The sequence below is a fragment of the Oryzophilus luti genome (genome assembly GCF_059726245.1).
In genome coordinates this window covers 61946-74813 of record NZ_AP040874.1, presented here as the reverse complement: position 1 = coordinate 74813, position 12868 = coordinate 61946, and the positions used below count along the sequence as shown (strand labels likewise).

Annotated in this window: 11 protein-coding genes; 5 read left to right on the top strand and 6 right to left on the bottom strand. The window is 60.5% G+C overall.

All coding sequences use genetic code 11. The features are described from left to right. Positions 1–129 precede the first annotated feature (129 nt). The 4 genes from AC6IZO_RS00290 to AC6IZO_RS00275 all read right to left on the bottom strand — a co-directional run bounded on the left by AC6IZO_RS00290 (position 130) and on the right by AC6IZO_RS00275 (position 5097). Positions 130–645 carry a cytochrome c3 family protein gene (locus tag AC6IZO_RS00290; RefSeq protein WP_497806811.1) on the bottom strand — a complete coding sequence of 172 codons (516 nt, stop codon included), beginning with the start codon at positions 643–645 and terminating at the stop codon, positions 130–132. Between the two features lie 27 nt (positions 646–672). Beyond that, complete coding sequence (locus AC6IZO_RS00285) at positions 673–2322, bottom strand: FAD-dependent oxidoreductase (RefSeq protein WP_497806809.1); 1650 nt, start codon at positions 2320–2322, stop codon at positions 673–675. A gap of 66 nt (positions 2323–2388) precedes the next feature. Further along, on the bottom strand, positions 2389–3801 hold the full coding sequence (locus AC6IZO_RS00280) for an alginate export family protein (RefSeq protein ID WP_497806807.1): 1413 nt from the start codon (positions 3799–3801) through the stop codon (positions 2389–2391). 186 nt (positions 3802–3987) lie between these two features. Continuing rightward, entirely contained in the window at positions 3988–5097 is a 1110-nt protein-coding gene (locus AC6IZO_RS00275) for a LysR substrate-binding domain-containing protein (RefSeq protein WP_497806805.1), read from the bottom strand. 69 nt (positions 5098–5166) lie between these two features. Between AC6IZO_RS00275 and AC6IZO_RS00270 the strand changes: the two genes are divergently transcribed. Then, on the top strand, positions 5167–7479 hold the full coding sequence (locus AC6IZO_RS00270) for a Tex family protein (RefSeq protein WP_497806803.1): 2313 nt from the start codon (positions 5167–5169) through the stop codon (positions 7477–7479). Positions 7480–7563: 84 nt separating this feature from the next. Here the strand turns inward: AC6IZO_RS00270 and AC6IZO_RS00265 are convergent, their stop codons facing one another. Continuing rightward, positions 7564–8373, bottom strand: coding sequence for a PEGA domain-containing protein (locus AC6IZO_RS00265; RefSeq protein WP_497806801.1), 810 nt, complete (start codon positions 8371–8373; stop codon positions 7564–7566). Positions 8374–8570: 197 nt separating this feature from the next. After that, positions 8571–9134, bottom strand: coding sequence for a hypothetical protein (locus AC6IZO_RS00260; RefSeq protein WP_497806799.1), 564 nt, complete (start codon positions 9132–9134; stop codon positions 8571–8573). Between the two features lie 221 nt (positions 9135–9355). Here AC6IZO_RS00260 and AC6IZO_RS00255 point away from each other — a divergent pair, with 221 nt between their 5' ends. The 4 genes from AC6IZO_RS00255 (at position 9356) to AC6IZO_RS00240 (ending at position 12868) form a co-directional block, all read left to right on the top strand. Next, on the top strand, positions 9356–9787 hold the full coding sequence (locus AC6IZO_RS00255; protein WP_497806797.1) for a Spy/CpxP family protein refolding chaperone: 432 nt from the start codon (positions 9356–9358) through the stop codon (positions 9785–9787). Positions 9788–9882: 95 nt separating this feature from the next. After that, positions 9883–10779 carry a hypothetical protein gene (locus AC6IZO_RS00250; RefSeq protein ID WP_497806795.1) on the top strand — a complete coding sequence of 299 codons (897 nt, stop codon included), beginning with the start codon at positions 9883–9885 and terminating at the stop codon, positions 10777–10779. Positions 10780–10793: 14 nt separating this feature from the next. Continuing rightward, positions 10794–11495, top strand: coding sequence for a response regulator transcription factor (locus tag AC6IZO_RS00245; protein ID WP_497806793.1), 702 nt, complete (start codon positions 10794–10796; stop codon positions 11493–11495). After that, positions 11492–12868 (top strand): sensor histidine kinase, encoded by a 1377-nt coding sequence (locus AC6IZO_RS00240; protein ID WP_497806791.1) that lies wholly within the window; start codon positions 11492–11494, stop codon positions 12866–12868. The genes AC6IZO_RS00245 and AC6IZO_RS00240 overlap by 4 nt, the downstream gene beginning before the upstream one ends.

Here is a 12868-nt window from a genome sequence, read left to right as displayed (position 1 = left end):
ACGTCGCGCCACTATGGCCCGCCGCCGCAGAACGCTCGGCGCACTCTCAGTCATTCATTTTCACGGCAAAAAAGAGGCCGCCCGAAGGCGGCCCAAGTTCCACTGCGGAGGTCTGTGTGCGAAGAGGAACTAAGGAACGAGGAAGTTGAACTTGTGGCACTGCGCACAATTGTTTTCCGACTTCTGGTGCTGGTGGTGACACATGTTGCAGTCACCCTCGGTGCCATAGTGGCGGTTGTTGTGCGGGTTGCGCGGCATCACGTTGGCGGTCTTCTCCGCCAGCTTCTTGGTGTCGTGGCACTGCTCGCAGCGGTAGGCGTCAACCGCTTTCTTCGGCGAAGCATTGCCGTGGCACTGTACGCAGCTCACGCCATTCAGCGCATGGAAGTGGTTGCCCGGCAGCTTGCCGTTCAGGTTCTTCTGGTGGCAGCCTTCACAATCCTTGAACGTCAGGTCCTTGGTTGCGACGTGGCCGGCTGGAAGCGGGCTCTTGTTCTTGTGGCAGGCGGCGCAGTCGCCAGCCTTGGCATTGGCCACTGCGTGGGCCGGTGCGGCCTTCGCCGCGGGCTTCTCCGCAGCCGCGCCAAACGCGAACGCCGCCAGCAGGAAGCCCATCAACAGGAGTGCGGAACGATGCATTTTCATTATGTCTCCAACCTTTCTGCTCATGGGCTACAGCTTTGCCACGTGGCGGCCCGTCAGGTAGCCAAACGTGTAGCAGCGTCCCAGTGACAATCCGAATACCGTCAGCGGGTAGTCGACGCCGCCGTAGAATCCGCCGCCCAGGTTGCCGACGATGTACAGGCCCTTGATGGCCTTGCCATCGCCGCTGATTGCCTGATGGTGTTCGTTGACCAGCATGCCGGAGCAGATGGCCGAAACGCGCACGGTGCGGTGGATACCCCAGAACGGAGCCTTCTCGATCGGAGTGAGGAAGTTCACGGGCTTGCCGAAATCGTCGTCCCGTCCAAGCTTGACCAGTTCGTTGTAGCGCTTCACGCTCGCCACAAACTTTGCCGGATCGACTTCCAGCTTGCGCGCCAGCTCCTCCAGCGTGTCCGCCTTGTAGGTGTTGACGAGCGACTCGAAGACGCCCTTCTTCGCGCCCGCTTCTTCGGGCATGTAGTTCTTCAGCCCGTCGGGCGGAATCAGCTTGCCCGGCCACTTGGCGGCTTGCGTCATGTAGTCGGAATCGAAAACCTGCGAGTACTGACCGCGGTTCTGCTCGTCCTTCAGGTAGTTGTTGAGCAGAGACATTTCAACGCACTCGTTGACGAAGCGGCTGCCCTTGCGGTCCACCGCCAGGAACGGCATGTCGCACATCGTCGCCGGGCCCGCGTCAAAGTCGTGCAGCATCTTGGTATGGCCAATCGGCTCAATCACGCCGCCAGCCCAGTAAGCCATCACAAAGCCGTCGCCGGTCTTGCCCATCTGCTTGCGGCCAAAGTTCTTGATGTCCGGCACAAAGTAGTCGGACATGGCCTTGTTGTTCTGGTAGTCGCCGCTGGCCAGGATGACGCCCTTCTTCGCCAGCAATTTGATGTAGCTTCCGTCACGCTGCTTGGCGATAACGCCCAGCACTTCGCCCTTTTCGTTCTGCACCAGCTGCTGCGCCGGCGTGTTGTAGTAGAACTTCACGCCCGCCTTTTCTGCCGTGATGGCCAGGTGACGCATGCCGTCGCCTGTGGTGTACGGCTTGGGGCCGAAGAATGAAGTGTTGTAGCTCAGCTTGTAGCCGTTGATGTTGACGATGCGAACCTGCTGCAGGTTGCCCTGGTCGATGACCGGTGAACCCGCTTTCTTCGCGCGGTCGATGACCCAGCGCACGGCTTCGCCCGAGTTGTAAGCCCACTGGCGAATCAGCGCCGGGTTGCAGCGGTGCGAACTGTCCGCGCACAGGCGAGCCACCAGCGCTTCCACCCCAGCCTTGTCGCTCTTGTCGAGATCGACTCCGGTGCCGGAGTTGCCCTGGGAAAGCGCGAACGGCGCCTTCTGCAGCACGGCCACCGACGCGCCGTTTTCCGCAGCCGAGAGCGCGGCCGGAACACCTGCGGCGCCAGCGCCGACGACCACAACGTCATAGGTCACAGTGGTCTTGATGTCCTTGGCCGCGATCAGTGTCGGCTTGGGGAGAAAGGAAAGAGTTGCTGCGCCGTCCGAGCTCTTGCCGAACTCTTCGTGGCTCTCCGGCTTTGCGGGCTTTTCCGCGGCAACGCCGGGCACGGCGAGCATGCCGGCCGCACCCGCAGCCCCTGCGGCTACGCGCAGAAAGTTGCGGCGCGATACGCCCTGCTCAAGCACGTTCTTCGTGTATTGATCCATAATCTTGTTCTCCTGCAAATGCGGTCACCGGCAGCGCGCGTCTTCCGCGCGCCACCGGCAAGGCAGTTACTTCTTGGCCTTTTTGGCCTTGCGCTCCACGTCGCGATACCAGCTGTACTGAATCTCCGTACGGAAATAGTCGGAGGGATCGTGATGGACGTAGAAGTTGCCGGGAGCCATGCGCTCGTAGGCAATCTGTGCCTTCCAGTTGCGGTTGATCTGATAATCGCCACGCAGGCGAACCAGATCCCCGCGCGTGTTTCCGGTGGCGGTGGTGTTCCCTGGAGCAAACTGTGGCCCCACCAGCGAGTGGAAGGTCATCATGTGGTAGTAGTAGGTCTTCAGCGTCAGCTTCTTGACCGGCGTGAAGTCCGCTTCCAGGCTCAGGAAGTGCGAGTTATCAAACGTCGCCGGACCACCTTCGGTGTTGTAAGTCCATAGGTACAGGTCGCCCCACTGAGCCCACTTGCCGAAGATCGGATCAAAGCTCTCATTGGTCTTGGTCGAACCCGGGTCGTCACCGGACATGGCCGTGTAACCAACCTGCACACCGCTCAGCAGCTTGTTCTTCCAGTCGCGACGCACATAGCCGTAGCCGCCCCACGCCTGCAGGTCCACGCCATCCTTGCGCGCGCCCTTTTCAAAAACAAACTCATGATTGAAGGTCCAGCCCGGAGCGAACGGCAGCACGGTGTGTTCACCGAACACGTTGATATGGCGGTTGCCATACACCGGCTTGGCCGAAGCGCGCGGGTCGCCATTGTTCGTGTCAAAGAAGTAGTAGCCTTCCAGCTGAGCCTTGTTGGCGAACTTGTGCGTGACATAAACGCCGCCCAGGTACTGATCGGCGTCATTCATCTGCTGCGCGGAGATTGCGTAATTGTTCGGCGGAACCGGCACCCGCTGGCGGCGATTGATTACCGGCAGATAATCGTCATACCGCGGGCTTGCGAGTCCCAGCAGGTCAACGGTGGTGTTCTTGTGCTTGTAGCTGAGAACGCCGCCGTTGAAATAGCCCGAACGCGGACCATCGTTCGACGTGCCGTCCATTAGCAGAAAGCCTTCGCCATACTTCATGTTCATGCGTCCGACCTTGAAGGTCAGGTTCGGATTGGTCATGAACTTGTTGAAGGTGAGGTAGGCCTGATCGAAGTAGATTTCTCCGATGTCGAAGCGGGTGTCACGCGCAAAGCGCTTGGAAAACTCATTGCCCAGGGTGACCGTGGCGGTCACATCCGTGGAGACCGGTGCGGTCAGGAACAGACGCGTGCGGTGGCGATAGACATCACGCTCGTCATCCTTCAGGTCCGTGTGGTCGGTGAGGTTGTTCCAGCCCTCCCAGCGGGTGCGAATCTCCACTCCGTAGTCGAGCTTGTCAAAGTAACTGTGCGAGGTGCTATCGCTCTTCTTCGTCGTGGAATCCTGCGAAAAAGCGGTAGCACAGACGGTGAGGAAAAGTACAAGTAAGAGTTTCTTCATAAGATCGACCTCTGGTTCTTGCGAACCGAGCCGAGTATGCCAGCCGGGGAGGCGCGTGGCTGTGCGCCACGCCCTGCTCGAATGCGACGCGGCTACGGCGGGCATTTAAGCCCGCCGTATAGATCGATGTAAATAGATATAGTGCGTGTGATATCACGAACCGGGTCAGATTCGGGAAAGTTAAAACTATATGTCGGACGTCTGACCGGCCTGATTTGGGAAGCACTCCCGCAACGTTGCCAACAGGAAGTTCAGCATGTGCGAGCGGTTATCACGCCGGTACGCCACCAGCAGGTCGATCTCGAAAGGCTTTTCCGCATCGATTTCCACAATTGCGCACGAAGCCGGTGCAATCTGGAGAGCGTAATCCGGCAGGATAGTGAAGCCCAACCCTGAGCCGACAACCTGCAAGTCGATGTTTGCGTTCCGCGTGTCCCACTGCAAATGAGGAGTCAGGCTCTGAATGCCGGCGCTGTGCAACGCTTCCTTCAATCCTTCGCTGATATTCACGGGAGGATTGGTCAGGAAGGGGAGATCGCGCAACTGCTCCAGCTTGAGCTTCTTCTGTTTGGCCAGCGGATGCGATGCTGGAAGCGCGATCACAAAGCGCTCACGCAGGATGAAGAACGAGGTTAAACCTTCTTCCGTCACCGGCCCGCGCAGAAAAGCAACATCAATCTTGCGCTCCATCAGCGCTTCAATCAGGTCCGCCCGGCAGGAGAGGCTGCGGAGATTGAACTCCATCTCCGGAAAGTCCTTCCGGAGACGCGGCAGCAGGATCGGCAGCACCTTGACGTCGGAGGAGGGCGAGGTGCCGATGCGCACCGCGCCAACTTCTCCACGGCCAGCCGCGCGCACCAATCGCAGAGAAACATCCAGTTTGTCGAGAAGCGCGGCGGCCTCGCCACGCAACACGCGTCCCGCCTCGGTCAGGGTCATGCGGTGTTTGTCGCGCTCGAACAGCGTCACGCCAATATCCGCTTCCAGGGTGCGCATCTGCTGGCCAAGGGAAGGCTGCGATGTACCCAATCGTTGGGCTGCGCGACTCAGGTTCAGCTCGTCGGCAACCACCATGAAGTATCGAAGATGTCGGAGCTCCATTCCGTTCCCGGCTCCTTGAAAATAGAAAATTGCGCCTCTATTGTACCCGTCACCTCGGTGCGTGTGCGCGGGGTCTGCCGTACAGGTATGCAGAAATACCTGTTCCTGCACTTGGAAGCTCATGCAGAAGCCGCCATTGTGATATCCATCTTGCCTGACGTACAGAGAGCCGCTTTGTGCGCCGTATTTGCGCACGCGTCTTAACAATCACGTGCTTCACAGCATGAGTTTTCCTCAGCTCCGGCAAGTAAAATTGATGTGTCTATGGCTGAAGCAAAGGTTCTTACTCCGGAAATTCTGCTGCACGTTTCACAAAAGCTTGATACTCCACTGCGCGGCGTCGTCGCCGTCATTGGCCTGCTCGACGAGGGTGGCACCGTGCCGTTCATTTCGCGCTACCGCAAGGAGGCCACCGGCAACCTTGATGAAGTAAAGGTACGCGAGATTGAGGAGCAACTCGCTTACTTCCGCGACCTGCTCTCGCGCCGCGAGACCATCCTCAACTCCATTGCCGAGCAGGGCAAGCTCACCGACGATCTAAAAGCTCGCATTGAGCAGTGCCTGGAGAAGAGCGAGCTCGAGGACCTTTATCTTCCTTACAAGCCCAAGCGCCGCACCAAGGCCACCATTGCGCGCGAGAAGGGCTTGGAGCCGCTGGCCGATTATCTGCTCGCGCAGCAACCGACCGTCACCCCGCTTGCCGACTTCGCCGCCACGTTTGTGAGCGAGGAGCGCGGCGTGGCCAACGTGGAAGACGCCCTGGAAGGCGCGCGCCACATTGTGGCCGAAAGCCTCAGCGAGAACGCAGACATCCGCAAGGTGCTTCGCCAGCTCATGTTCGATGAAGGCGTCATCGTCAGCCGCAAAATCACCGACGCTGCCGACGAGCAGGAAAAGTTCCGCATGTACTACGACTACCGCGAGCCGGTGAAGACCATCCCCTCGCATCGCATGCTGGCCATCCGTCGCGGCGAGGCCGAGCAGGTGCTCTACTTTCTGATCGAGTTGGAGCCGGAACGCGCTCCGATGCTGATGCGCTCACGAGTGTTGGGCGCGCACGGCGATTGGACACCGCAGTTGCAGCTCGCCATTGATGACGCTTGGCAGCGGTTGCTGAACTCTTCCATCCAGGGCGAGATTCGCCTTGAATTGAAGACGCGCTCCGATGCCGACGCTATCGCCGTCTTCCGCGACAACCTGCACAACCTGCTGCTGGCGCCGCCAGCCGGACCCTTGTGCGTGCTCGGCATCGATCCCGGCCTGCGCACCGGCTGCAAGCTGGCCGTGGTGGATGAGACCGGGAAGTTCCTGGCGCATGACGTGATGTATCCGTTTACCTCCAAGGACGGCCCCGAGCAGGCTTCACGAATTCTAGCCAAGCTCGTGGCGCAATACCCCATCCGCGCCATCGCCATCGGCAACGGCACCGCAGGCCGCGAAACAGATCAGCTCGTGCGCGCCTTCCTGCGCGAGCACAATCTGGCCCCGGTCTTCTCCGTCAGCGTCAGCGAAAGCGGCGCCAGCGTCTACTCCGCGTCGGAGGTTGCGCGTCAGGAGTTCCCCGATCTTGACCTGACGGTGCGCGGTGCCATCAGCATCGCGCGCCGCCTGCAGGACCCGCTCTCTGAACTGGTGAAGGTGGATCCGAAATCGATCGGCGTGGGCCAGTACCAGCATGACGTGGATCAGCGCCAGTTGCAGCAGTCGCTGGAAACCGTGATCGAAAGCTGCGTGAACCGCGTGGGCGTGGACCTGAACACTTCTTCCTGGACGCTGCTGCGCTACGTCGCCGGTGTGACCGAACGCACGGCGGTCAACATCGTCAAGTATCGCGACGAGAACGGCCGCTTCCACTCGCGCGCGCAACTGATGAAGGTCCCCGGAGTCGGTCCCAAGACGTTCGAGCAGGCTGCAGGCTTCCTGCGCATCCGCGAAGGCGACAACCCGCTCGACCAGACGGCCGTGCACCCTGAGTCTTATTCGGTTGTCGAGCAGATTGCCGCGACGCTCAACGTCTCGGTCAGCGAGCTCATTCGCCAGCCCGAGTTGCTCTCCAAAGTCGACCGCACAAAGCTCGAAGTTGGCAGCTATACGCTTGAAGACATTCTTGAAGAACTGAAGAAGCCGGGCCGCGATCCGCGCGACAAGTTTGTGGCGCCCTCGTTCGCCGAGGGCGTGACGGAAATCTCCGATGTTCAGCCGGGAATGGTGCTGGAGGGCGTCGTCACCAACGTCACCAAATTTGGCGCCTTCGTTGACATCGGCGTGCACCAGGACGGACTGGTGCACATCAGCGAGCTCTCCAACCGCTACATCAAGGACCCGGGCGAGGCTGTCAAGGTCGGGCAGATTGTGAAGGTAAAGGTGCTGAGCGCCGACGCAAAGATCAAGCGCATCGCGCTCTCGATCAAAGCGCTGATGGAGCCCACGCCGCGACCGGCAGCACAGAAGCCTGCGGGCAAACCCGGCTTCGCTCCAAAGAAACCACAACACGGCAAGCCGCAACCAGCCAAGCCCGCTGCGCTCTCCATGGATGACAAGCTGTCTCTGCTCGCCAACAAGTGGAAGGTGCGTTAGAGCGCATCCAATTCCGTGAGTGCAATGAAAACGGGGTGCAATCATCGCACCCCGTTTCGCTAGCAAACAATTGAAAGATTCAGGCTATTTTTTCGCCGCCGAACGTTTTGTGGACTTTCCGGCAGGCTTCGTGCTCTTGCGCTCCACCAGCACAATCCGCGCCACCTGGTTGCGGTCCAGCCGTGTCGGCCTTCCCTTCACGTTCAGAATCACATTGGAACCAGTAACCGACACAAGCTCGCCAAGAAGTACCGTGCCGTCGCGCAGCACAACTGTGTCCTGTGCCAGTGGACTCAACTCCACATTCACGCTGCCCGGCAGTGCGTTGGCCGCAATCTCTACGGGCGTGCTGGTGATGCTGTAGCCTTCCTTCGCGAACTCGAGCGTGTGCTTGCCGGGCGCGAGAGCAATGACCTGCGGCGTCACACCGCCGTCTTGCCCATCGAGCTTGAAGCTTGCGCCGCTCGGCGTGCTCGTGATGCTCATCTTGATCTTCATTGGCTCGTCCGTGGGCAGGTGTTGCGGCTGCAACTCCATCTTCACGAACGAACCCATCGCGTGCGCAGTCACCGTGATCTTGGCCTGCTGCCCCGCGCCTAGATCGCGCACTTCCAAGTAGCCTTCTCCCACGCGCTTGCCGCTCTTGTCGATGAGATAGAGGTAGAACGACGCGGAAGGGATCGGCTTCTGGCCCAGGTTCTCCGCTAGCGCTTCGCCCAGATAGTCGGTCTGTCCGCCGGTGGAGTTGATCGAGCGCAGCTTGCCGATGGTAAAGCGCAGCATCGGCGTTCCGCCGCTGGCCGGCCAGGTGAGAACAGTGTCGGCCGCCAGCGCATTGACGGCGGCGACCAACATGAGAACAGGAACAATCAGGAGAGTCTTGCGAATCGTCATCCTTCCCATCTTGCAGGGTTCGCGCGTGCAGCACAACTGGAATCTTGCATCCGGCTCTGGCCCCACGAAGTACTAGACGAGCCGCATGGGAATTCGCCGTTGAGTAGTGGTGATAACGTTCGAGGCAGAAAATGCGCGGCGTCAGCGGGAATTGATAGACGGTGTGCTGACGCCGCGACTGGGGAAGATCGGGAGGATTAGTGGCTCACCTTGCGCGAACGGGTCATGGTGCCGCCCCGGGGACCTGTGGCAGTGGCGTTCACGTTGCCCGTGCCGCGGCCAGTAACGGAGCGAGTGGCAGTCTGGCCGTTCGGGCCAGTCACCGTTGAATTCACGTTGCCACCGCCACGCTGCGTGCTACGCGTCGCCGTTTCGCCATTGGGTCCAGTGACCGTGGCGTTTACATTGCCCGTGCCGCGACCGGTAACCGTGCGGGTAGCAGTCTGTCCATTCGGGCCGGTCACCGTCGAATTCACATTGCCGCCACCGCGCTGCGTGCTGCGCGTTGCCGTCTGGCCATTGGGTCCAGTCACTGTGGCGTTTACATTGCCCGTGCCGCGGCCGGTAACCGTGCGGGTGGCAGTCTGACCATTCGGACCGGTCACCGTCGAATTCACGTTGCCGCCACCGCGCGTGGTGGTCTTTGTTGCGCTCTGGCCATTCGGGCCGGTCACGGTTCCGGTGGTTGTCATCTGCGCCGCAGCGGCGCTCAGGGTAAGCAGCACAACGGCTGCCGGCGCAATCCACTTATTCACATTCATTGTTCTTCTCCTTTTCAAAACTCTCTGCGTGGCGGCTCGGTTTCATCACACCGCCCATCGGCGTAAACACACCATAGCCGTTTTGTTGCTCGGCTGTGTGTAAGGAAGTGTCAGGAGTTTGCAGCCCGCGTAAACAGACACTTCCATACACTCGGCGCGTGCGCGGCCGTGTTATCAACTCTGCATGCCTCCCCCAAGGAAGGCATCGCAAGGAGATACCCATGAAGAAGCATTGGATGGTGATTGCCGCTGCGGGCGTATTGCTCGCCTTCCTTCCCGCGCTTGCCCAGCAGCAGCGCGGAAATTTTCTGGTGCGTCACGTAGTGCGCGACCTGAATTTGAGTGACGATCAGCGAGCCCAAATCAAGTCGATCTTGCAGAGCGAACAGCCGGCGATCCGCGAACTGGTCGCTCGCAATGAGCAGTTGAACCGCCAGCTGCGCGCGCGAGACTCCTTCGACGAGGCGTACGTCCGCTCCGTCGCACAGCAGAAGTCGTCCGTCATGGCCGACTCATTGGTTGAGAAAGAAAAGGTGCGCGCCAGAATCATGGCCGTGCTCAACGCCGACCAGCAGCAGAAGCTCAACCAGCTTACGGACGAGCTCCGATCAACAATGGAGCAGCGCATCTCCACTCTCGGCGACGCGTTGTAAGGTTCTTTGCCGGCGCGGCGTATTCCGGGCAGCCGCCGCGCATTTCCTCTCTACCAGCACGGGCCAGGACCAATTCATTTCATCCAGGAGCCAACATGCATCGCACAGCACTCATCCTATTTCTGTTTCTTGGCTGTACATTGCTGCACGCGCAGAGCGAACAACCTGCGGTCGAAAGCGTCAGCCACGGCGCCTATGGCGCGCTTTCCGTCTCCGCTTCGCATGACTCAGCCAACGGGTTTTCCAACCAGCTGACTCCGGCTGCAGGGTATGACATGAATTCCACGTTTACCGTGGAAGCCGGCGCACCGTTCTACACACTCTCCAGCTCCAACGTCGCCTCGTCCACCTCGGCGCAATCCGCTAGCAGCACTGCGGTATGGGGCGACCTTTACGGCATGGTGACCGGCAATTTCGATAAGAAGAAACTTCGCTATAAGCTCTCCCTCAAAGGCACGCTTCCGACCGGAGACACCGCCTCAGGCATCAGCACCGGCAACGCCACCTGGAACTGGAACAGTCATTTTGAAGTCGGCAATCGCGTCGCGCTCTATCTGGAAGCAGGCTTGGGCAACACCTTGGCGGATACGACGAAGTACCACCGCTCCTACACAACTTACGGCTATGTCGCGCCGTTTGCTTCCGGTCTGACCTTTGATCTCGGCCATACCGTGTCGCTGGATCTCTCCACCTATTACGATCTTCCTTTCGGCGACCAGAAGCTCTACAGCCGAATCATTGGCAGGAATGTTTCGCTCCCCACAGGCTCGCGCCTGCGCGGACGCCTCTCGGGAACTCAATTCTTTTCCCATGGCGGAGCGTCGCTGACGGAAGACCACGGCTACTCCGCCGGTTTGTCATTCCAGCCTGTCAAGCATCTCTCGGTGTCGGTAAACTATAACCGCTCCATTCCCGACGCGCTGGATGCGGTCTCCGCATCGCTTTCGTTCCGCTTCGGGCACATGGCGGAAGCTACGCAATCCAAGCATTAATGGAGTCGGCCAGCATGTCGGAAGTCGTAAACGTGCTTCTTGTGGATGACGATCTGGAACTCTGCCGTTCCCTGTCAAAGCTGCTGGCAATGGACGGCTTTGAGGTCTCGGCGGTGCATGAGGCTGAAACCGGGGCCAACGAAGCGCTGCACGGTTCCTATGCGCTCGTCATTCTCGACGTGATGCTGCCCGGCGGCGACGGCAAGAGCGTGCTGCGCCGCATCCGCGCCAGTTCGCAGATTCCCGTGCTGATGCTGACCGCCCGCGGCGACGAGGCCGACCGCATTACGGGGCTGGAGCTTGGCGCTGACGACTATCTTCCCAAGCCATTCAACGTGCGCGAGTTGCTGGCACGCATGCGCAGCGTGCTGCGTCGTCGCGGAGACACACCGGCTCCCGAACTCGTCCGCTTTGGCGATGTGGAGCTTCGCCTGCAAAGCCGCCGTGTGCTGCTGGCTGGCAGAGAGGTGGAATTGACCGGCGCGGAGTTCGACATACTTCTTCTATTACTGCGTTCCCCCGGCCGTGTTTTTTCGCGGGAAGAGATTGCGGAGCAGGCTCTCGGCCGCCCGATGGGACTGCTCGACCGCAGTGTCGACAATCACATCAGCAACCTGCGCAAGAAGCTCGGCCCGCGCGCGGGAAATTCCGAACGCATTCGCAATGTGCGCGGCGCAGGCTACGCCTACACCGCCGAGAACGGGGCCGGGGCATGATGCGGAGCATCTACACAAAAACGTTCCTCTGGTTCTGGCTCGCACTCATCGGCGTGACTGCCTCTGTCACGCTGCTCACCGTGCTCAGTGGTTCCCAGCCGCTGGCTCGGCCGTGGGTGGAGCTCTCGATGAACGCGAGCGCTCGTGGTGCCGTGGAACTCTACCAGCAGAACGGCAAGGAAGCTCTCGCCCGCTACCTTGACGAACTGGAAAACAGCTCTTCCATGCGCGCTGCCTTGCTTGACCCTCAGGGCCGCGACATTCTCGGGCGCGGATTGCCTAACATCCGCATGGATCTACTGCAGCAGGTACGCGCCACCGGCCGCTCGCAGTTCCTCATGTCCACTTACTGGTCCGCCGTCGCCGTGGTGCCGAGCGCCGAGGGCAATTACGTCTTCGCCGCCGAAGTCCACCCGTTGCGCCGCTTCTGGCGCCAGCGCGCTGCCGGTTCGTTCGCGTTGAAGTTTCTGATCGCCATGCTTGCCGCGGGACTGCTATGCCTGATTCCAACACGGCATATTGCCAACCCCATTCGCGCATTGCAGGCAGCCGCGCGCCGGATCGCCGATGGCGACTTCTCCGTGCGAGCCACGCCGGCCATCGCCCCTCGCGCCGACGAACTGGCCGACCTCGCGCATGACTTCGACCGCATGGCGGAACGTATTGAGTCCCTGTTGCGCAAACAGCAGCAGCTGCTCGGTGACATTTCCCACGACCTGCGTTCCCCCCTCACTCGCCTCAGCGTCTCGCTCGAGCTGGTTAAGCGTGGCGACACCGAGGCGATTGGGCGCATGGAACAGGAGCTTCAGCGCCTGGATGCAATGATCGCGCAGATCCTCACACTCACCCGGCTGCAGGCCTCCGACGGTCAGCGCCTTGCCACTCGCGTGGACCTGCGCGCCCTTGTTGAACGCATTGTGGCCGACGCGAATTTTGAAGGCGATGAACAGGACAAGGGCGTTGTGTTGCGGCAGGCCGACAATTGCTGCGTGCAGGGAGATCCCTCGCTACTGCACAGTTGCATTGAGAATGTTGTGCGCAATGCCGTGCGCTACACAAAGGCCGGAACTAAGGTTGAGCTTTCGCTTTCCGTCTCCACCGGAGTGCACCCGGTGGCCACGCTCATTGTGGCTGATTGCGGCGAGGGGGTTCCGCCCGGTTCGCTTTCGCGGCTCTTCGAGCCTTTCTATCGGGTTTCACCCGCGCGCGACTCAGTCAGTGGAGGATTTGGTCTCGGCTTGGCAATTGCACAGCGCGTCGCCCACCTGCACGGCGGCACCGTCTCGGCGCGCAATCGCCACGAAGGCGGACTTGAAGTGATCATCCAGTTCCCCGCGCGAGCCGCCGCACCCGCTGCGCCATCTGCCGATTGA